This window comes from Xenophilus arseniciresistens, from assembly GCF_028023875.1.
In the GTDB taxonomy this organism is placed as follows: Bacteria; Pseudomonadota; Gammaproteobacteria; order Burkholderiales; family Burkholderiaceae_C; genus Xenophilus; species Xenophilus arseniciresistens.
The window spans coordinates 84,900-105,637 of record NZ_JAQIPB010000001.1; the positions used below are offsets into that span (position 1 = coordinate 84,900).

14 protein-coding genes are annotated in these 20,738 nt (G+C 67.6%); 13 read left to right on the forward strand and 1 reads right to left on the reverse strand.

Annotated features, from left to right (window positions below; all coding sequences use genetic code 11):
* The first annotated feature begins 30 nt into the window (after positions 1–30).
* Both dnaG and rpoD read left to right on the forward strand, forming a co-directional pair.
* Positions 31–2,007: a DNA primase gene (gene dnaG, locus PGB34_RS00395; RefSeq protein ID WP_271426088.1), complete on the forward strand. Its 1,977-nt coding sequence runs from the start codon at positions 31–33 to the stop codon at positions 2,005–2,007.
* A gap of 345 nt (positions 2,008–2,352) precedes the next feature.
* Positions 2,353–4,725 carry an RNA polymerase sigma factor RpoD gene (gene rpoD, locus PGB34_RS00400; RefSeq protein ID WP_271426089.1) on the forward strand — a complete coding sequence of 791 codons (2,373 nt, stop codon included), beginning with the start codon at positions 2,353–2,355 and terminating at the stop codon, positions 4,723–4,725.
* Positions 4,726–4,815: 90 nt separating this feature from the next.
* Here the strand turns inward: rpoD and PGB34_RS00405 are convergent, their stop codons facing one another.
* Positions 4,816–5,994 carry a hypothetical protein gene (locus tag PGB34_RS00405; protein ID WP_271426090.1) on the reverse strand — a complete coding sequence of 393 codons (1,179 nt, stop codon included), beginning with the start codon at positions 5,992–5,994 and terminating at the stop codon, positions 4,816–4,818.
* Positions 5,995–6,100: 106 nt separating this feature from the next.
* Here PGB34_RS00405 and PGB34_RS00410 point away from each other — a divergent pair, with 106 nt between their 5' ends.
* The 11 genes from PGB34_RS00410 (at position 6,101) to mutS (ending at position 20,648) form a co-directional block, all read left to right on the forward strand.
* On the forward strand, positions 6,101–7,333 hold the full coding sequence (locus PGB34_RS00410) for a multidrug effflux MFS transporter (RefSeq protein ID WP_271426091.1): 1,233 nt from the start codon (positions 6,101–6,103) through the stop codon (positions 7,331–7,333).
* A 70-nt stretch (positions 7,334–7,403) separates the two neighbouring features.
* Complete coding sequence (locus PGB34_RS00415; RefSeq protein ID WP_271426092.1) at positions 7,404–8,873, forward strand: DUF2868 domain-containing protein; 1,470 nt, start codon at positions 7,404–7,406, stop codon at positions 8,871–8,873.
* On the forward strand, positions 8,870–10,333 hold the full coding sequence (locus tag PGB34_RS00420; RefSeq protein ID WP_271426093.1) for a GTPase/DUF3482 domain-containing protein: 1,464 nt from the start codon (positions 8,870–8,872) through the stop codon (positions 10,331–10,333). Before PGB34_RS00415 ends, PGB34_RS00420 begins: the two co-directional genes overlap by 4 nt.
* 355 nt (positions 10,334–10,688) lie before the next feature.
* A complete protein-coding gene (locus tag PGB34_RS00425) occupies positions 10,689–11,378 on the forward strand; it encodes a glutamine amidotransferase (RefSeq protein WP_271426094.1) in 690 nt (229 codons plus the stop codon).
* A 75-nt stretch (positions 11,379–11,453) separates the two neighbouring features.
* Positions 11,454–12,101, forward strand: coding sequence for a CDP-alcohol phosphatidyltransferase family protein (locus PGB34_RS00430; RefSeq protein WP_271426095.1), 648 nt, complete (start codon positions 11,454–11,456; stop codon positions 12,099–12,101).
* A gap of 132 nt (positions 12,102–12,233) precedes the next feature.
* Entirely contained in the window at positions 12,234–13,424 is a 1,191-nt protein-coding gene (locus PGB34_RS00435; RefSeq protein WP_271426096.1) for an HPP family protein, read from the forward strand.
* Positions 13,425–13,448: 24 nt separating this feature from the next.
* Positions 13,449–14,120: a histidine phosphatase family protein gene (locus PGB34_RS00440; RefSeq protein WP_271426097.1), complete on the forward strand. Its 672-nt coding sequence runs from the start codon at positions 13,449–13,451 to the stop codon at positions 14,118–14,120.
* Between the two features lie 146 nt (positions 14,121–14,266).
* A complete protein-coding gene (locus tag PGB34_RS00445; RefSeq protein ID WP_271426098.1) occupies positions 14,267–14,488 on the forward strand; it encodes a hypothetical protein in 222 nt (73 codons plus the stop codon).
* 454 nt (positions 14,489–14,942) lie between these two features.
* Positions 14,943–16,385, forward strand: a complete 1,443-nt coding sequence (locus PGB34_RS00450) for a hypothetical protein (RefSeq protein WP_271426099.1) — start codon at positions 14,943–14,945, stop codon at positions 16,383–16,385.
* Between the two features lie 39 nt (positions 16,386–16,424).
* Positions 16,425–17,309, forward strand: a complete 885-nt coding sequence (locus PGB34_RS00455) for a DNA adenine methylase (protein ID WP_271426100.1) — start codon at positions 16,425–16,427, stop codon at positions 17,307–17,309.
* A 621-nt stretch (positions 17,310–17,930) separates the two neighbouring features.
* Positions 17,931–20,648 (forward strand): DNA mismatch repair protein MutS, encoded by a 2,718-nt coding sequence (mutS, locus tag PGB34_RS00460; protein WP_271426101.1) that lies wholly within the window; start codon positions 17,931–17,933, stop codon positions 20,646–20,648.
* Positions 20,649–20,738 lie beyond the last annotated feature (90 nt).

Genomic DNA, 20,738 nt, shown 5'->3' on the forward strand with positions numbered 1-20,738 from the left:
GCCTGCCCGCCTTCCCTGCCCCGCGCCGCCATGGCGATTCCCCAGAGCTTCATCCAGGAACTGATTGCCCGCGCCGACATCGTCGAGATCGTCGGCCGCTACGTGCAACTCAAGAAGGGCGGCGCCAACTTCATGGGGCTGTGCCCCTTCCATGGCGAGAAATCGCCCTCCTTCTCGGTCAGCCCCACCAAGCAGTTCTATCACTGCTTCGGTTGCGGGGCGCACGGCAACGCCATCGGCTTTCTGATGGAGCATGGCGGCATGGGCTTCGTGGAGGCCGTGCACGACCTGGCCGGGCAGTACGGCCTGCAGGTGCCCGAGGACGATGCCTCCCCCGCCGAGCGGGCGCGCGCGGCCTCCCAGCGGGAGAAGCAGGCCACGCTCACCGACGTGCTCGAGAAGGCCGGCGAGGCTTATCGCAAGCTGCTGCGCCAGTCGCCGCGGGCCATCGAATATTTCAAGGGCCGCGGCGTCTCGGGCGAGACCGCCAAGGCCTTCGGCCTGGGCTACGCGCCCGAGGGCTGGCGCACGCTGGCCGGCATCTTCCCCGACTATGCAGACCCGCTGCTGGCCGAAAGCGGCCTGGTCATCACGGGTGAAGACGGGGAAGACAAGCGCTACGACCGCTTCCGCGACCGCGTGATGTTCCCCATCCGCAACGTCAAGGGCGAATGCATCGGCTTCGGCGGCCGGGTGCTGGGCGACGAGAAGCCCAAGTACCTCAACTCGCCCGAAACCCCGGTCTTCAGCAAGGGCCAGGAGCTGTACGGCCTGTTCGAGGCGCGCAGCGCGTTGCGCGACAAGGGCTACGTGCTGGTCACCGAGGGCTACATGGACGTGGTGGCGCTGGCGCAGCTGGGCTTTCCCAACGCCGTGGCCACGCTGGGCACCGCCTGCACCGCCGACCACGTGCGCAAGATGTTCCGCTTCACCGACGCGGTGGTCTTCAGCTTCGACGGTGATGCGGCCGGGCGCCGCGCGGCGCGCAAGGCGCTGGAAGCGACCCTGCCCTTCGCCACCGACACGCGCAGCGCCAAGTTCCTCTTCCTGCCGGCCGAGCACGACCCCGACAGCTTCATCCGCGAGCATGGCGAGGCCGCATTCGCCCGCTTCGTGTCCGAGGCCACGCCGCTGTCGCGCTTCATGGTCGAAGTGGCGCGCGAGGGCTGCGACCTCGACACGGCCGAGGGCCGGGCGCTTTTGGCCAGCCATGCCCGGCCGCTGTGGTCAGCCCTGCCCGCAGGCGCCCTCAAACACCAGATGCTGGCCGAGTTCGCCGAACTGATCCAGCTCGACAGCCGGGAGCTGAGCGGGCTGTGGGAAAGCGCCGCCGCCCCACGCTACCCCGGCCGCAACGCGCCACCCGCGCCGCCGCGCGGCGATGACCCCGGTCCCTACGAGGAGATGCCCTGGGACGCTCGCGAGCATGAGGGCTGGAGCCCGGCACCCAGCGGCGGCCAGCGCCGCTTCGAGCCTGGCGGCAAGCGCTTCGGCCGCAAGGGGCAGTCGGGCGCACCGCCGGGCCCGCGCGGGCGTGTGCAGCCGCTGTCGCGCGCCGACGTGGCCGTGCGCCTGCTGCTGTCCAACCCGGCCGAATGGGAAGCGCTCTCGCACGAGCAGCATGAATTGCTGTGCGCCCTGCCCGCACCGCACGGCCAGCTCTTCGGCTGGCTCGAAAGCCAGGTCCATGAGCACGGCCTGCAGCCCTGGGCGGCCCTGCGCGAGGGCCTGCGCGGCCATGAGTGCGAAGCCCTGGCCCAGCGGCTGATGGCCGACGCCGCGGTGGACCGGCCCGACGACGAAGCCGCCGCACGCGACACGCAGGCCGAGCAGCGCGCAGAACTGCACAACGTGCTGGACTTCATGCTCGACGAGGCGCTCAAGGCCCAGCAGACCGCCACGCTCGCGCAGGTGGGCAGCGACCCGCAGGCGCTGGAGCGCTACAAGGCGCTGGAACAGCGCCGCGTGGCGCTGCGGCTGCGTTTGCGGCGCAGCGGGACGGACTGAGCTCGCCGCCCGGCCCCTTGAAACGGGCTCGCATGGCTATAATTGCCTGTTACGCCAACAGCAAGAGCGACAGCGGCACCTCCGGCCCCGCCCGGCGTCCCAAGCACGGGACGCAGCATCCAGCACAGGATCAGGGCACCCTCGACACCGAGGGATCTCCGCAAGGACCGCACACCAAATGATCGCCCCACCATCTTGCTGCGAGGGCTGACCCGCCGCCTTTTCCCCAAGGCAGCAGGCTCCGCCTTCGTCCGTGCCCGTTTTTTTCTGCCTGTCTTGCGCCGCCCCGGTGGGTGTGGCGCCCGCGATTCCGCTCGTGTCGTCATTCTTGTTCCATGAGGTCTTATGCCCAGTCCCAAGAAGCCAGCAGCCAAGTCCGCCCCCAAAGCCAGCGTCAAGCCCGCAGATCAAACCGTCAAGAAAGCTGCTGCCCCCGTGGCCGCGGCCTCTTCTGCCAAGACCGCCAAGACTGCCAAGACCGTGACCAAGAAACTAGACGCCGCCGATGAATTCCTGAAGGCCGCAGCCGCTGCCGCCAAGGCCGCCGCCCCGGCCAAGAAGAAGCCGGGCCGCCCGCCCAAGGCCGCAGCCGCAGGCAGCGCCGAAAAGGAAGCCGCCGCCAAGCCGGGCCGCAAGCCCAAGGCCGCTGCCAAGACCGCCAAGGCCAAGGAAAAGGACCTCGAAGAGGATTTCTCGGACGTCGAAGCCGAGTTCGCCGAGGAAGAGCCCGCTGCCGCCGCCGAGACCACGGCCACCGCGGAGAAGGCCAAGCCCCTGCGCATGAAGATCAGCAAGGCGAAGGAACGCGCCTTGATGAAGGAATTCGGCCTGGACGAGACCGTCCTGTCCGAAGAAGACATGGCCAAGCGCCGCCAGCGCCTGAAGGTGCTGATCACGCTGGGCAAGACCCGCGGCTACCTGACGCAGGGCGAAATCTCCGACCACCTGCCCGACAAGCTGGTCGACGCCGAGACCATGGAAGTCGTGGTCACCATGCTCAACGACCTGGGCGTGGCCGTGTACGAGCAGACGCCCGATGCCGAGACGCTGTTCCAGAACAACGTGACGCCCACGGCCGCCACGGTGGAAGAAGCCGAGGAAGAAGCCGAAGCCGCCCTGTCCACCGTGGACAGCGAATTCGGCCGCACCACCGACCCCGTGCGCATGTACATGCGCGAAATGGGCACGGTGGAGCTGCTCACGCGCGAAGGCGAAATCGAGATCGCCAAGCGCATCGAAGGCGGCCTGATGGACATGATGCATGCCATCTCCGCCTCGCCCGCGACCATCGCCGAGATCCTCAAGATGGCGCAGGAGATCCGCGAAGGCAAGGTGGTGATCTCCACCATCGTCGACGGCTTCTCCAACCCCAACGAGGCCGATGACTATGTGGCCGAGGAAGACTTCGACGAGTTCGACGAGGAAGACGACGACGACGGCAACGGCGGCTCCAAGGCGCTGACCAAGAAGCTCGAGGAACTCAAGAACGAAGCCCTCGCCCGCTTCGACCGCATGGCCGACCTGTTCGAGAAGATCCACAAGATCTACGACAAGGAAGGCTATGGCTCGCCCGCGTACCTCAAGACGCAGGAAGCGCTGTCCGACGAGCTGATGACCATCCGCTTCACGGCCAAGACCATCGAGAAACTGTGCGACATGCTGCGCGTGACGGTGGACGACGTGCGCAAGAAGGAACGCGAGCTGCGCCGCATCATCGTGGACAAGTGCGGCTATCCGCAGGAGCAGTTCATCGCCGAGTTCTCGGGCCTGGACAAGAACGGCAACAAGGTCGCCTCCAACCTGCTGAACCTCAAGTGGGTGGAGAAGCAGGCCGCTGCCGGCAAGCCCTGGAGCGCCGTGATGGAACGCAACATCCCGCCGATCCAGGAGCTGCAGCAGAAGCTGACGGACATCCAGGCCCAGGTGGTGGTGCCGCTGACCGAGCTCAAGGCCATCAACAAGCGCATGAACCAGGGCGAGGCCAGCTCGCGCGACGCCAAGAAGGAGATGATCGAGGCCAACCTGCGCCTGGTGATCTCCATCGCCAAGAAGTACACCAACCGCGGCCTGCAGTTCCTCGACCTGATCCAGGAAGGCAACATCGGCCTGATGAAGGCGGTGGACAAGTTCGAATACCGCCGCGGCTACAAGTTCTCGACCTACGCCACGTGGTGGATCCGCCAGGCCATCACGCGCTCGATCGCCGACCAGGCGCGCACCATCCGCATCCCGGTGCACATGATCGAGACCATCAACAAGATGAACCGCATCAGCCGCCAGCACCTGCAGGAGTTCGGCTTCGAGCCCGATGCGTCCATCCTGGCCGAGCGCATGGAGATCCCCGAAGACAAGATCCGCAAGATCATGAAGATCGCCAAGGAGCCGATCTCCATGGAAACGCCGATCGGCGACGACGACGACTCGCACCTGGGCGACTTCATCGAGGACACCAACAACACCGCCCCCATCGAGGCGGCCATGCAGGCCGGCCTGCGCGACGTGGTCAAGGACATCCTCGACTCGCTGACCCCGCGCGAGGCCAAGGTGCTGCGCATGCGCTTCGGCATCGAGATGTCCACCGATCACACGCTGGAAGAAGTCGGCAAGCAGTTCGACGTCACCCGCGAGCGCATCCGCCAGATCGAAGCCAAGGCGCTGCGCAAGCTCAAGCACCCCAGCCGCTCGGACAAGCTGCGCTCCTTCATCGACAGCCTGTGATGGCACGCGCCGCTGCCTGAAGCTGCAGGCAGTCGGCACCAACAAGAAGGCCGTCACCCTTTGCCGGGTGACGGCCTTTGTTGTTGTGCGCTACACGGTCAGCAGCCCTTCGACCAGCGCCTGCCGCCCGATGCGGCGCACCGGCCCGCCTTCGGCCGGCTGTGCCTGGATGTCGAAGCCGTTGCTGTAGACCAGCAGCCCGTCGGCGCTCAGGTCGAAGTGGGCCACATGCCTGGCGATCACGCGCGGCGCGGCGCGGCGGCCTTCCTGCGCGATCAGCTCCCAGGAGGCAGGCACCAGGTTGCCCGCATGCTGCGGGTCGGTCTTGACCTTCGACAGCTCGATCATGCGGCCATGCAGCCACAGCTGGCCCAGGTCCTGGTCCAGCTGCGGCGCACGCGGCCCGCCGGCCGAGCGCAGGGGCTCCTTGCCGTAGATCATCGAGAAGAAATTGAGATAGCCGAACACCGCCTTGCCCAGGCGAACGGGCATGAGCAGGGTGTCCTTGAGCGCGGAGCCGGCCTGCTCCTGCAGCGGCTTTTCGGCCGGGCGCCGGATCGCGTAGACGGTGCCCGAGGCGCTGATGCGCGGCGTGATGTAGTCCCAGTCCGGATCGTCCATCAGGCTGTCCATCTGCCCGGCCTGGTAGTCCAGCCAGTGGATGGCCGAATGGCCCAGCGCCACCATGGCGCCGCTTTGCGCATGGCGGGCCACGCCGCAGGACTGGTAGACCAGCGTCGAGGCGCTGCCGGGCATCAGCACAGGCGCCGAATCGAGGCTGTCGCCGCTGGTGATCGCGCCCTTGGCGCCGCCGTCCTCGTCAAAGACCTCGAGGTGCGCCGTGCCATCGGGCTGCCCCAGCGCCAGCACCACGTGGCGGCGCTGCGGCACCCAGGCCAGGCCCAGCACGGGCACGGCCGACCGGTGGAACAGCCGCACCTCGCGCTGCTCGTCGAGGTGGTAGCGGAACAGGCCCACGCTGCGGCCCACGCTCAACACATAGAACAGGGTGCGCGCATCGTCGCCCTGGCACACGTGCAGAAAGCGCGCTGGCGCCATGGGCCCGCTGCCACCGCCGCGGCCCCACAGGGCCGGGCCCGAAAGCATGCCCGGGCCGTCCTCGCGCTCGCCATGCTTCCATGAAGTGGTGCGGCGGCTGTCGGCTTCGCGCTGCAGCAGTTCGCGCGCAAACGGCGATTCGATCTGCACGGAGCCCTCGGGGCCTCCATGCAGCCACAGTTCGCCGTGAGTGATCGCCAGATACTGCATGAGGGCTCCTTGCTGCGAGCTGCCAGTTTACGGGGCGGGTGATGACAGCGAGCGACGCGGCGCTCTGCTAGGCTCGCCCGCTTCCCACCCACGCGCCCCTGCATCCATGAATCCCGACGCCGACAAACTCTGGCAAGCCCCGCGCTGGGCGCTGGCCGTCCTGCTGGCGCTGCTGGGCATGCTGGGGCCCTTCTCCATCGACACCTACATCCCGGCCTTCGCCGGCATCGCCCAGTCCACGGGTGCCACGCCGGTGCAGATGCAGCAGACGCTGTCGGCCTACCTGTTCGGCTTCGCCTTCATGAACCTGTTCCACGGTGCGCTGTCGGACAGCTTCGGCCGCCGGCCCGTCATCCTGATCGGCCTGGCCGTGTTCACGCTGGCCTCCATCGGCTGCGCGCTGGCCAACACGCCTACGCAGTTGATCTTCTGGCGCGCGCTGCAGGGCCTGTCCACCGGTGCGGGCATCGTGGTCTCGCGGGCCGTGATCCGCGACATGTTCCCGCCCTCGCAGGCCCAGAAGGTGATGAGCCAGGTCACCATCTATTTCGGCATCGCGCCGGCCATCGCACCCATCATCGGCGGCCTGCTGTTCGTGCATGCGGGCTGGCACAGCATCTTCTGGTTCCTGGTGGGCGTGGGCGTGCTGCTGTTCGCCTTCAACTGGAAGATGCTGCCCGAGACCCTGCACGCCAGCCAGCGCCAGCCCTTCCAGGTGGCGCACCTGCTGCGCGGCTACTGGCAGCTGTGCTCGGACCCGCGCTTTCTGCTGCTGGCATTGGCCAGCGGCGTGCCCTTCAACGGCATGTTCCTGTACGTGCTGGCCGCGCCCGCCTTCCTGGGCGAACACCTGCGGCTGGCGCCCACGCAGTTCTTCTGGTTCTTCGTGCTGAACATCGGCGGGATCATGCTGGGCTCGTGGAGCAGCGGCCGGCTCGCGGGCAAGGTGGCGCCCAAGCGCCAGATCCGCGACGGCTTCTTCATCATGCTGCTGAGCGCGCTGCTCAACGTGGTGGCCAATGCCCTGTTCACGGCCCATGTGGCCTGGGCGCTGTGGCCGCTGGCCTTCTTTGCCTTCGGCTGGGCGCTGATGGTGCCGGTGGTGACGCTGCTGGTGCTGGATCTGCACCCCGCGCGGCGCGGCATGGCCTCGTCGCTGCAGGCCGTGATCGGCGCCACCGCCAACGGCCTGGTGGCAGGCCTGGTCGCGCCGCTGGTCATGCATTCGACGCTGGGCATGGCGCTGACCTGCCTGGGCATGCTGGGCGTGGGCCTGCTGGCCTGGCTCTGGGTGCATCGGCGCTGGCCCGAGATCGGGCGCCACATCGCGGCAGGCTGAGGGCGCCGGCTTCGGCCCGCATAATTTCCGCCCACCTCGGCCCACCATCCCAGCCAAAGGCATTCCTGTTTTGAGCAGTTCCTGGCGCGACGACTCCCTGATGCAGGCCGCAGCCCCCGACGCAGCCGTGCAGGCCTGGCTGGACGAAGCCGTGCGCCTGCTCGAGGCCCGCGGCCCCCTGGAAGACAGCGATGCCATGCGCCAGGCCGCAGCCCAGGCCGCGCACGGCGCCAGCCATCGCCAGCAGATCGCCACGCGCTCGGCCGTGCTGGGCCACAGGCTGGGCCTGCAGGCCGCGCTGGCGCGCCTGCGCCACGTGGCCCCCTGGGCCCTGCTGCTGATGGCCCTGCTCATGGGCCTGGCCGGCGTGCTGCTGGCCGGCGCGGTGGTCGATGTGCAGGACCGGCGCATCAACGTGCTGGGCGCGCTGGTGGCGCTGCTGGGCGCGCATGCCATCACCTTCCTGCTCTGGCTGCTGGCCTTGCTGTGGCCCGGCGCAGACGGTGGCGGCGTGGCGCGGCTCTGGGCCCAGCTCACGGCCAAGCTGGCCCTGGGCCGCGGTGCCGAGCCCCAGGCCCTGCTGCAGGGCGGACTGCGGCTGCTGGCCCGCGCGCGCTTGCTGCCCTGGGTGGGCGGCCTGGCCAGCCACACGCTGTGGACGCTGACACTGCTCGCAGCCATTGCGGCCCTGCTCTTCGCGCTGAGCTTCAAGCGCTTCACGCTGGGCTGGGAAAGCACCCTGCTCACGCCTGACACCCTGGCGCAGGCCGTGCGCACATTGGGCCTGCTGCCCGGCTGGCTGGGCTTTTCGGTGCCCGATGCGGCCCTGCTTCAAACGCAGCAGGCAGCGCCATCCGCAGAACGCGACCGCCAACTGGCCTGGTGGCTGATCGGCTGCGTCACAGTCTATGGGCTCGCGCCGCGGCTGATTGCGCTGGCCGCCTGCCAATGGGTCTGGCGCCTGCGGCGCCCGCGCCTGGCGCCCGACCTCGGTGAGCCCTACTACCGGCAGCTGATCGCGCGCCTGGACGCGCTGGCGCCGCCCACCGTGATCGACGCAGACACCGTGCGCCACGACTGGGAACTCACGCGCCGCAGCCTCGCCGCGCAAACGCGCGACGGCTGGGCGGTGCTGGGCTTCGAGCTGCCGCCCGAGCAACCCTGGCCGCCCGCGCCGCTGCCCGCACCGCTGCTCCTGGTGCTGCGCATCGACGGCTCGGCCGGCGAGCGCCAGCAGGTGCTGATGCAACTGGCCGAGCTGCGCCCGCGCATGCTGGTGCTGGCCGTGCATGCCCAGTCCAGCCCCGACCGCGGCACCGAGCGCTTCCTGCGCGAGCTGCTGCCCGTGTGCGGGCAATGCCGGCTGTGGCTGGCCGCTGCGCCGTGGGATGAGGGCGAGCCCGCGCAAGACAGCCCCGGCGCCGCGCGCTGGCGGCGCTGGCTGGCCGAGCATGACTTGAACGAAGTCCACGCCCATGCGAGCTGGCGCCAGGCCAGCCACGATCCCATGCATCCGGCCACGCCGGCAGTCCAGGCATGAACGCCGCCCGGCCGCCCGAGGGCATCCCGATGAACACCCCGCTGCACATCGCCGTGGTCGGCCACACCAACGTGGGCAAGACCTCGCTGCTGCGCACGCTCACGCGGCGCGTGAACTTCGGCGAAGTTTCCGACCGCCCCGGCACCACGCGCCATGTGGAGGCGGTGGACCTGCGCACCGAAGACGCGCAGGGCCATGCGCAGGTGGCCGTGCGCTTCTACGACACGCCCGGGCTTGAGGACGCAGTGACCCTGCTGGCCCACGTGGCGCAGTTGCCCGGTGACAGCCGCCCCGCGCGCATCCGCGCCTTCCTCGAAGGCCCCGAGGCGGCCGGTGCCTTCGAGCAGGAGGCCAAGGTGCTGCGCCAGATGCTCAAGGCCGACGCGGCCTTCCTGGTCATCGACGCGCGCGAAGCCGTGCTGCCCAAGTACCGCGACGAGGTGGAGCTGCTGGCCTCCTGCGCCCGGCCGCTGATGCCCGTGCTGAACTTCGTGCGCGATGGCGCCAGCCGCGAAGCCGACTGGCGCGCCATGCTCTCGGACGCCGGCCTGCACGCGCAACTGCGCTTCGATGCCGCCGCGCCTTTCACGGGCTCGGAACAGGCCCTGTTCCAGGACCTGGGCACCTTGCTGCCCGCGCACCGCGAGGCCCTGCGCGGCGTGGCCGAACACCTGCAGCGCGAAGCCGCTGCGCGCCGACTGGCCGCCTGCCGCGTGCTGGCCACCGGCCTGGTCGAAGGCGCCGCGCTGCACCTGAGCGTGCCCGAAGCCCAGATGCAGACGCCGGTGCAGCGCGCGCAGCAACTGGCCACCTTGCGCGCGCAGATGCACGCGCATGCGCAGCGCACCATCGACGCGCTGCTGGCGCTGCACGGATTCAGAAGCGGCGACGCGGCCGAAGCCCCCCTGCCCGCGCTGCAGGGCCTGGAAGGGCTGGATCTGTTCGACCCCGACGCGCTGCGCCAGACCGGCGTGCGCCTGGGCCAGGGCGCGGCCGTCGGCGCCGCCGTGGGCGCGGCGGCCGACCTGGGCCTGGCCGGCCTCTCGCTGGGCACGGGCATGGCGCTGGGCAGCCTGATCGGTGGCACGCTGGCGCAGGGCTGGGGCCCGCTGGGCCAGCGCCTGCGCAAGCGCATGCAGGGCCTGCGCGAACTGCGCGTGGAAGAGCCCGTGCTGTATCTGATGGCCGACTGGCAACTGCGCCTGATGCTGGCGCTGGAGCAGCGCGGCCACGGCGCGACCACGCGCACGGACGGCCTGCCCACGGCCCTGCCGCCGGCCGCGGCGCAGGCGCTGGTCAAGGCGCTGCATGCCACGCGCCCGGCACGCAGCCAGGCCGACTGGGGGCCGGACTCGCGACCTTCGGCCCGGCGCGATCGCTGCATCGACGCCGTGGCCAGCCAGGTGGCCATCGCCGCCGATGAGGCTGCGCGGCAGGCGCCAGCAGGCGCCGCGCGCTGAGCCGGACTCGCGACACGTCCTACAGCCGCCGGGGCCGGCTTCCGACGGGGTCCGGCCCCTGGCCGGCGCCACACTTCAAGGCACTTGCACAGCCAGGAGCTTTTGAACATGAACACCGTGATCTACATCGTTGGCCTCGTCGTCGTCATCGCCGCCATCCTGTCTTTCTTCGGCCTGCGCTGAGCGCTCGGGCGCGGGCTTCCACACTGAATGCCCGCGCCTTTTTCCGTGAGGATTGACCTCACGCACGGTGCGAGGCGCGCGCGGCAGGCATCATGGCCGCATGTCATCCGCACCGTCTCTGGCCACCTCGGCGCCAGCTGGCCCTGAAGCCGCCCCAGCCCCACTTCCTCTTTTGATCCTTGCCGTCGGCAACACCGATGCCGAAACCGCCCGCACTTTGGGCGACTTCAGCGACTGGATCGCCGCCGGCCTGCAGGGCCAGGGCCTGCCCGTGCAGGTGCTGGACCCGCGCCGGGGCGACGCCCTGCCCGAGCCGCAGCAACTGGCGGGCGTGGTGATCACCGGTTCGCACGCGATGGTGACCGAACGCGCCCCCTGGAGCGAAGCCGTGGCCGCGTGGCTGCGCAAAGCAGTGCCGCAGGGCCTGCCCACGCTGGGCATCTGCTATGGCCACCAACTGCTGGCCGATGCGCTGGGCGGCCAGGCCGACGACCACCCGGGCGGGCTGGAGCTGGGCACGGTGGAAGTCCAAAGCTTGCCGGCCGCGCGCAGCGACCCGCTCTTTGCCCATCTGCCCCCGCGTTTCAAGGCTCAGGTGGTGCATCGCCAGCGCGCGCTGCGCCTGCCCGAAGGCGCGGTGCCGCTGGCGGCCAACGCGTGGGAAGCGCACCAGGCTTTCCGCATCGGCGACTGGGCCTGGGGCGTGCAGTTCCACCCGGAATTCAGCGCGCCGGCCATGCAGGCCTATGTGGACCGGCTGGGTGCCGAAGCCGCCATGCCGGCCAGCGTGGCGCCCACGCCCGAGGCCGCCAGCCTGCTGCCCCGCTTTGCCCAGCTGGCGCACCTGCGCGCCACGGCCTGAAGCCGGCCACAGGCCGCATCAGCTTGCGGCCTGCGATGACAGAAATGGCCGCCCGCCCGCGGCCACAATGCGGCCATGCCGCCGACCACTTCCTCCTCCGCGCCCAGCGCCAAGCGCCACTTCTCGATGATCCGCGAGTTCCACCTCGCGGACTTCTTCACCCTGGGCAACGCCGCCTGCGGCGTGGGCGCGGTGTTCTTGGCCATGGCCTTCATGGCCAGCGGGCAGATGGCGCATTTCTACGCCGCGGCCGCGCTGGCGCCCGCGGCCTTCATCTTCGACGTGCTCGACGGCCGCATCGCACGCTGGCGCCAGCATTCCTCCCCCCTGGGCCGCGAGCTGGACTCGCTGGCCGACGTGATCTCCTTCGGCGTGGCACCCGCCGCGCTGGGCTTTGCCGCGGGCCTGAACGGCGGCTGGGACAGCCTGCTCCTGATCTACTTCGTGTGCTGCGGCGTGAGCCGGCTGGCGCGCTTCAACGTCACGGCCGAATCGCTCTCGGCCGGTGGCGACAAGGTCAAGTACTTCGAGGGCACGCCCATTCCCACCAGCGTGGCGCTGGTGGGCGTGCTGGCCTGGGCGGCATCGCAGGGCAGCCTGGGCGCGCAGCTGTGGGGCGGCGCCTGGGTGCTGGGCCCCTGGACGCTGCACCCGCTGGCGCTGCTGTACGCGCTCTCGGGCACCCTGATGATCAGCAAGACGCTGCGCATTCCCAAGTTCTGAGCACGTGTTCCCGGTCTCGCAGCGGCTGAGCGCCGCGCGGGGTCTGTCGCGCGCGCGGATGCACAAGGGCGGTGCACCGCCTAGACTTCGGCCGCCGCGCCTCTGGCCCCTTTTGCGCGCGCGCCCTGCCCTTTGAGCCCACCCGGACCTTCCGCTTCCCCCTCCCGTCTGCAGCGCCTGCGCCAGGCCCTGGCGGCGCTGCTGCCCGCCGTGCTGCGGGTGGACGCCAACGAGCGCCTGCGCGCCGCGCTGGGCGCCGGCCTGGGCCTGTTCTTCACGGCGCTGCTGAGCCACAGCCTGGCACCCGAGGCCCATGCCCAGGCGGCGGCCTGGCTCATCGCGCCCATGGGCGCCAGCGCGGTGCTGATCTTTGCCGTGCCGGCCAGCCCGCTGGCCCAGCCCTGGGCCGTGCTGGGCGGCAACACGCTGTCGGCGCTGGTGGGCATGGCCTGCCTGGCCCTGATCCCCGATGCCTCGCTGGCCGCCGCGGCCGCCGTGGGCCTGGCCATCGGTCTGATGTTCGCGCTGCGCTGCCTGCACCCGCCCGGCGGCGCCTCGGCCCTGCTGGTGGTGCTGACGCAGGTGCAGGACCCGGGCTTCGCGCTCTTTCCGGTGCTGGCCAATTCGCTGCTGCTGGTGCTGGCCGGCACGGTCTACAACAGCCTGACGGGGCGGCCCTATCCGCACCGCCAGCGCGCCGCACCGGCCGCGCCCGGCAAGGCAGCCGCGGCAGCCAGCCGCTTCACCAGCGCCGATTTCGATGCCGCCCTGGCGCACTACAACCAGGTGCTGGACATCAGCCGGGACGACCTCGAAGAACTGCTGCACCAGGCCGAGCTGGCCGCCTGGCACCGCACGCTGGGCGAGCTGCGCTGCGAGGACATCATGTCGCGCCAACTGGTGACGGCCGAGTTCGGCACCTCGCTGGCCGAAGCCTGGGGCCTGCTGCAGCGCCATCGCATCAAGGCCCTGCCGGTGCTCGGGCGCGGCGGGCAGTTGATCGGCATCTTCACGCTGGCCGACTTCGTGCGCCACGCGCTGAGCAGCCAGCCGCGCAGCGTGCAGGGCCTGCGCCAGCGCCTGCGCGTGCTGCTACGGCCCAGCTCGCGCTCGCACAGCCGCAAGCCCGAAGTGGTGGGCCAGCTCATGAACACGGCCGTCAGCAGCGCCCGGCCCGACCAGCGGGTGGTGGAGCTGATCCCGCTGTTCGGCCAGGGCGGCCATCACCACCTGCCGGTTGTCGACGAACAGCAACGTGCGGTGGGCATCATCACGCAGTCGGACCTGGTGCGGGTGCTCTACCGCGCGGCCCGGCCCGATTGAAGCCCGCCTTCACCCCCCCCTGCCATGAACACAGCCGCATCGCCCCTGCCTTCCCCCCTGCACCCCGCCTCGCGCGGGCTGGCGCGCCTGGCCGAGCTGGCCGCGGCCAGCCCGCTGCAGCCCGTCTGCGAGGGCTTCTACTTCCTGCGCCACGGCCAGACGCCGCGCAACGCGCTGCGCATCTTCCAGAGCTACGACGAGCCGCTGTCGGAGCTGGGCGAGCGCCAGGCCGCGGCCGCGGCCGTGGTGCTGGCGCGCGAGCCGATCCGCCGCATCGTCTGCAGCGATGCGCGCCGCGCCCTGCATACGGCGCAGACCGTGGCAGCGCCACTGAGCCTGCAGCCGCTGGCCCAGGCCCTGCTGCGCGAGCGGCATTTCGGCGCGCTGGTGGGCACCTCCTCGGCCGACATCGACTGGGACTGCGCGCCCGAAGGCGGCGAGACGCTGGCCGAATTCGTGCAGCGCAAGCGGCAGGCGCTGGAAGACGCACTGGCCACCGAAGAAGGCCCGGTGCTGATCGTGGCGCACGGCGGCTCGCTCTACGTGCTGGCCGCGCTGCTGGGCGTGCCGCTGAACCCCGGCCTGCTGGCCAATGCCCACCCGCTGCACTTCACGCGCGGGCCCGATGGCCGCTGGCAGGCACGCGCGTTGAGCGCGGCCGATCCGGCGCTGGCGGCGGGCGGCGCGCTGGCCTGAGCCGCAGGGGCCGCGCCCTGCGGCATGCGCCAAGTCACAAGGTCCGGCGTTATCGCCAATCGGGCAAAAGGACTGTGAACAAATGCCTCGTCTCTCACAGGGGCCGGCGCTACAACGGCCGCTGGAGACACAGCCCTGCGACCTGGATGAACCGCCGCCCGCCCCTCGGCCCCGAAGCGCATCAGGCGTCGACCTTGCCCGATGAGTACCACCTGCCGCCGCCCATCGCGGCGCAGGAGGAGTTCATCGCGCCGCCGCCCGGCAACCTCGCGCCCGAGACACTGCACGCCCAGGATGCCCAGGCCCTGCGCTACTGGCATCAGGCCCTGCACGCCCTGCGCAGCGCACTCAGCGGCCGCAGGCACTGAAGCTGTTGCCGCTGTCGGGCCTTCGCGGGTGTGGGTCGCGATAATCGCCCGCCACCCCGCATGCGGAGCCCCATCGGCAACCGGGGCCCCGGCTCCTGATATCGAGTAGGAAAACCCGGAACACGTTGGTTTGCACACCACCGAATTTGGGGTGCCAATCTTGGATGATTGCCCCCTCAAGCTCCCCCGGGGCGGCTTTGGTCTTTTACCGCCATGCCGCCCTCGAGCTACCTGAAATCCGATGATCTGCTCGTCGGTCAAACAGTTCCCTTCCCCGTCGCTCTCCCCGAACCTTTGGCCCTCTGGAGGGGCAGCTGTTGCCCAGGGGATGCAGGCCACCACCAACCAGCCGAAGTTGCCACACTCGTTTGCCCCAGCTATGCCCACGTACGCCCTTGCAACAAAGTGTCTGCGGCACAATGGCGGCGCACTAACGAGACGAGGAAGGGCCAGCATGGCAACTGCGCAATGGAAGACACGGGCCGTGAAACCGGAAGATTTGCATCTCGACACGCGTAATCCGCGGATAGAGGTTGCGGCGGACGCTTCTCCTTCAGCTGTGCGACTAAAACTTCTTGAGCATGAGGATGTTCTGGAGCTGGCTCGCGGCATCGAGCGCCAGAAGGGACTTTTCTTCGGGGAGAGAATTGTGACTACTCTGGAAGATGGCGTGGAAGTAGTACTCGAGGGAAATCGTCGAGTGGCTGCCTGCCAAATGCTGCTGAATCGGGCGTTGATCCCGGTTTCATACAGAGCTAGGTTTCCTGTCGCGAGCGCCGAAACTCTCGCCGCAATTGCCAAAATATCGGCGGATGTCGCTCCATCTCGCAAAGCAGCTGAGCCAATTCTCACCAAGCGCCACACCGAACAAGGGGCAAAACCTTGGTCTCCTGTAGCCAAGATGCGCCGCGCTGCGCGGCTCCTAGAGCACCTCCCCGTAGAGGAAGTAGCCGCCACTCTCGGCACTACCGTGGCCCAAGTTAACAAGCTGATCCGGCCGTATCGGTTGTTGAAATATGCGCTAGATTTGCCTACTTGGTCACCGCAGGAAAGATTGGCATTGGAAGGCGACAAGCTAAAGACGAACCCGTATACACGCTTGTTTACGCTGTCGGACACAAAGGCTGCCTTAAAAATTCGATTTGACAAAGATCAAAATATTCATAGCGATCTTTCCCCTTCGAAGTTTAAAAAGGAGATGACCCGCATTGCTCGCGATTTCTTGCTTCCAGATCCTGCCACGGGTCAGCCCGTAGCAAGCACCAGAACGGACACGTCAGTCTATTTTGCCGATCTGCTAGGAGCTGCCTCAAGCGATGTATCAAAAAAAGAGGCTGCGTCAGTGGGGAAAAATACAAGTCCCACATCCAAAGATGAAGGTAAATCCTCATCCTCTCCCCGCGGTGCACATCCTCAACAGACAGATGGCAGCACTAATCCAGGACCAGCAGCAACTCCCCGTGCGTCTGCTTTCATGGAAAACCTGCAGTGTCACGTGCTTGATGATCGCTTAATCAAGATGACGACAGAGATAAAGCAGATAAATCATAGAAAAAGGCCGATTGCCGCCGCACTGCTTCTACGAGCGATCTTTGAATGTACTCTTGTCTATAAGTTGCAACAGACAAAAACATGGGGCGCATTGGTAAAGCAGCAAACGACGGCAGGAAGAGATCCCAGCCTTGCCGATATAATTAAATTTGCAAAAAATTTCAATAATGGGGTTTTTGCGGAGCAGAATATATGCAAAATGCTGAATGCCCACACCACCCAAACAGCCAAATCATATTTGGATGGCATAACTCACTATAAGTATCAGGATATAGACGTTCCCACTCTTGAATCAGTCGCAAACAATTTGAGACAGGTCATCGTCTATATTTTGCAAGGCCACTAGATCATGCGGCAGCCTGTTACATCGAGAACACCGAGCCCCTTGCGCTACCCCGGCGGGAAAGCGCTTCTCGCACCCTACATTAGTGGGGTCATCGAAGAGAATTTTCTCACCGGATGCACCTTTTACGAACCCTATGCGGGCGGGGCTTCGGCTTCACTTGAACTATTACGTCTGGGGTTTATTGGAAAGGCTGTTTGGGTAGAAAAAGATCCTCTCGTCTACGCCTTTTGGAAGTGCTGCATTTCAGCTAATGATGCACTTTGCGACGCCATATCGAAATGCGATATCACATTGGAGCGGTGGCATTCCCTCCAACCCGCACGCATGGTCGCGAACCCTCATCATAGTGGAATTTCTCTTATAGACCTGGGACTAGCTGGGATATTTTTCAATCGCACCAATTTTTCTGGAATTATTGGCGCCGGCCCAATCGGTGGCCTTCAACAAAAATCGAAGTATAAAATTGACTGTAGATTCAATAAGGACCGCATTATTGAACAAATTAAACAACTGAAAAAATATCGAAAGCAAATTACGGTCAATTTTGGTGACGCAATCAATTTTTTAAAGAAAAACGCTGAAATCATATCCAGCGGATTCTCTTTTGTTTATGTCGATCCACCTTATTACGATCAGGGAGCACGGTTGTACCGTCACTCCTATGAAGACGCCCAGCATGTGGAACTCGCCGATTTTATTAAAGCGCAAGGATATCCCTGGCTGTTAAGTTATGATGATCATCCCAGAATTAGATATCTATATGCGTCAGCATCAGTGCAGCCGATTTATCTTGATTACAAAGTGAAATCTAATCGGCGGGCACAAGAGTTGGTAATTTCAAATCTCGAAATTCCCCCGCCGGTATATGGTGACATTATCGCTCCCGCTCCAGTGACCGCTGATTTATTTGACAGTGCGGTATAGATCCTCGAACTTTGACAAGCATAACCAAGCTGTGCCGGTTTCTTTCTCGGTCGCCGAGCCGGAGCCACTCTAGGACCGCAGGCTACGGCTTAGTCTTTGGAAAGTGCGCTATATGACGATTTCGCCAGCATAGGAATCCTACAGGGGCTATGTGCACGGAATAAATGGGAGTCAGCGGAGGCTTTGGGGCTGGCGCAAACCGAGCCGCCATTCCTCATGCACGGAGTACCCATGCCAGGCTACCCAGGGCCTACAGCTTGCCGATCAGGAGTTCAGAAACTCACTATTGAGCGACTGAGCTGGCTATCGCCTTCACCGTCCGCGCCCCTAAACGGGCACATGTCCTGTTGGAGCACCCGTGCGACGCTGGATGCCCATAGCGCAAAGGACCTGCATGCCCTGCGAAGCGAAGCAGCCGCAGGCGCTGAACCTTTTTGCCGCTGCTGCGCCTGCCGCGACCGTGGGTCGCGATAATCGCCCGCCACCCCGCATGCGGGGGCCCCATCGGAAACCAGGGCGACCCGGCCCCTGGCATCGAGCAGACAAGACAGGCAGCAATTGCGCGAGAAATCCTCCCCCTCCCCTGCACCCGCGAAAGACGACTTTTCGCAGCACACGCCCATGATGGCGCAGTACCTGCGCCTGAAGGCGGACCATCCCCAGACCCTGCTGTTCTACCGGATGGGCGACTTCTACGAGCTGTTCTACGGCGACGCCGAGAAGGCCTCGCGCCTGCTCGACATCACGCTCACGCAGCGCGGCCAGTCGGCCGGGGCGCCGGTGGTGATGTGCGGCGTGCCCTTCCATTCGATGGAGAGCTACCTCGCGCGGCTGATCAAGCTCGGCGAATCGGTGGCCATCTGCGAACAGGTGGGCGAAGTGGGGGCGGCCAAGGGGCCGGTGGAGCGCAAGGTGGTGCGCGTGGTCACGCCCGGGACCCTGACCGACGCCGAACTGCTGCAGGACAAGCGCGAAGCGCTGCTGCTGGCCGTGCATGCGGGCGCACGGCACCGGCTGGGCCTGGCCTGGCTCAGCGTCACGGGCGCGGTGCTGCACCTGGCCGAATGCGAGGCCGAGGCGCTCGAAGGCTGGCTGGCACGCATCGGCCCCAGCGAACTGATCTACGGCGCCGAGGTCACGCCCGCCTTTGAACAGCGCCTGAAGCTCGCGCGCGAGCAGGCCGGCGGCAGCTTCACGCTGGCGCTGCGCCCGGCCTGGCAGTTCGACGCGCAGTTGGGCGAGCGCAAGCTGCTCGAGCAGATGCAGGCCGCCAGCCTGCAGGCCTGGGGCGCCGACGCGCTGCCCGAGGCACAGGCCGCGGCCGGCGCGCTGCTGGGCTATGCCGAACACACGCAGGGCCGCGCGCTGTCTCACCTGCAGCGCATCAGCGTGGAGCGCGAGGACGACCTGATCGACCTGCCCGCCACCACGCGCCGCAACCTCGAGCTGGTGCAGACCCTGCGCGGCGAGGATGCGCCCACGCTCTTTTCGCTGCTGGACAGCTGCATGAGCGGCATGGGCAGCCGCGCGCTTCGGCGCTGGCTGCTGGCTCCCCGGCGCGACCGCAGCGAGGCGCGAGCGCGCCATGCGGCCATCGCGGCGCTGCAGGGCCTGCCCGCGGGCCAGACGGCCGCGCCCTGGAAGCTTTTGCGCGAGCAGCTCAAGAACACCAGCGACGTGGAACGCATCGCCGCGCGCATCGCGCTGCGCCAGGTGCGCCCGCGCGAGCTGGTGGCCCTGGGCCTGGCGCTGGAAAAGGCCCGCCGCGTGGCGCCGCTGCTGCCCACGCAAGACCCGCTCCTGGCACACCTGGCCGCAGAGCTTGAGCCGCCCCGCGGCTGCGCCGAGCTGCTGCGTGCGGCCATCGCGGCCGAGCCTGCGGCCCTGGTGCGCGACGGCGGCGTGATCGCGCGCGGCCACGACGCAGAACTCGACGAGCTGCGCGCCATCAGCGAGAACTGCGACGACTTCCTGCTCAAGCTGGAAGTGCAGGAGCGCAACCTCACGGGCATCGCCAACCTGCGCGTGCAGTTCAACCGCGTGCATGGCTTCTACATCGAGGTCACGCAGAGCGCGCTGGCCAAGGTGCCCGAGCACTACCGCCGCCGCCAGACGCTGAAGAACGCCGAGCGCTTCATCACGCCCGAACTCAAGGCCTTCGAGGACAAGGCCCTGTCGGCGCAGGAGCGCGCGCTGGCCCGCGAGAAGTGGTTGTACGAACAGCTGCTGGATGCGCTGCAGGCCTTCGTGCCGGCCCTCACGCGCGTGGCCGATGCGCTGGCCACGCTGGATGCGCTGGCGGCCCTGACCGAGCGCGCGCTCACGCTGAACTGGCGCGCGCCCACCTTCATCAACCACCCCTGCATCGAGATCATCCAGGGCCGCCACCCGGTGGTCGAAGCGCGCCTGGCAGAAAAATCCGCCGGCGCCTTCATCGCCAACGACACGCTGCTGGGCCCCACGCAGCGCATGCAGATGATCACCGGCCCCAACATGGGCGGCAAATCCACCTACATGCGGCAGGTGGCCATCATCGTGCTGCTGGCCTCCATCGGCTCTTTCGTGCCGGCCGCGCAATGCCGGCTCGGGCCCATCGACGCGATCCACACGCGCATCGGCGCGGCCGACGACCTGGCCAATGCCCAGTCCACCTTCATGCTGGAGATGACCGAGGCCGCGCAGATCCTGCATGCGGTGGCGGCCCGCGAGAAGACGCCGGGCCGGCCCCGGGCCGCAGCCCAGGGCATGCGCGCCGAAGACGGCCTGGCGGAACCCGGTGCGACAGCAGCGGCAGCAGCGCCCTCCGGCGCGGCGTCCAGCGCCTATTCGCTGGTGCTGATGGACGAGATCGGCCGCGGCACCAGCACCTTCGACGGACTGGCGCTGGCCGCGGGCATCGCGGCGCAGCTGCACGACCGCAGCCGCGCCTTCTCGCTGTTCGCCACCCACTACTTCGAGCTGACGGAGTTCCCGGCCCAGCACCATGCGGCCGTGAACATGCATGTGAGCGCCACCGAGTCGGGCCGCGACATCGTGTTCCTGCACGAAGTGCAACCCGGCCCGGCCAGCCGCAGCTACGGCATCCAGGTGGCGCGGCTGGCGGGCATGCCCGCCCAGGTGGTGCAGCATGCGCGCCAGGCGCTGCAGGCCCTGGAGGCGCAGCAGAACGACACCCGCGCGCAGGTGGACCTGTTCGCCCCGCCACCGGCCGCCGAGCAGCCCGAGGCCAGCGCCGTCGATTCGGCCCTCGCAGCCATCGACCCCGATGCGCTGAGCCCGCGCGAGGCGCTGGACGCGCTCTACGCACTCAAGAAGCTGCAGCGGCGCGAAGGCGCCTGATGCGTTCTGCAGACAGGGCCGCCCCCTAGAATCCGCCCACTGTCCGCGCCCGCCTTCCCGGGGTGGCCGGGCAGTCCATCCGCCCCGTGT

What these genes read in the sequence shown, in the direction of transcription:
- dnaG (WP_271426088.1), top strand. Translation starts at nt 31, where the DNA reads ATGGCGATTCCCCAGAGCTTCATCCAGGAACTGATTGCCCGCGCCGAC.
- rpoD (WP_271426089.1), top strand. Translation starts at nt 2,353, where the DNA reads ATGCCCAGTCCCAAGAAGCCAGCAGCCAAGTCCGCCCCCAAAGCCAGC.
- PGB34_RS00420 (WP_271426093.1), top strand. Translation starts at nt 8,870, where the DNA reads ATGAACGCCGCCCGGCCGCCCGAGGGCATCCCGATGAACACCCCGCTG.
- PGB34_RS00440 (WP_271426097.1), top strand. Translation starts at nt 13,449, where the DNA reads ATGAACACAGCCGCATCGCCCCTGCCTTCCCCCCTGCACCCCGCCTCG.
- mutS (WP_271426101.1), top strand. Translation starts at nt 17,931, where the DNA reads ATGATGGCGCAGTACCTGCGCCTGAAGGCGGACCATCCCCAGACCCTG.
- PGB34_RS00450 (WP_271426099.1), top strand. Translation starts at nt 14,943, where the DNA reads ATGGCAACTGCGCAATGGAAGACACGGGCCGTGAAACCGGAAGATTTG.
- PGB34_RS00445 (WP_271426098.1), top strand. Translation starts at nt 14,267, where the DNA reads ATGAACCGCCGCCCGCCCCTCGGCCCCGAAGCGCATCAGGCGTCGACC.
- PGB34_RS00410 (WP_271426091.1), top strand. Translation starts at nt 6,101, where the DNA reads ATGAATCCCGACGCCGACAAACTCTGGCAAGCCCCGCGCTGGGCGCTG.
- PGB34_RS00405 (WP_271426090.1), bottom strand. Translation starts at nt 5,994, where the DNA reads ATGCAGTATCTGGCGATCACTCACGGCGAACTGTGGCTGCATGGAGGC.
- PGB34_RS00430 (WP_271426095.1), top strand. Translation starts at nt 11,454, where the DNA reads ATGCCGCCGACCACTTCCTCCTCCGCGCCCAGCGCCAAGCGCCACTTC.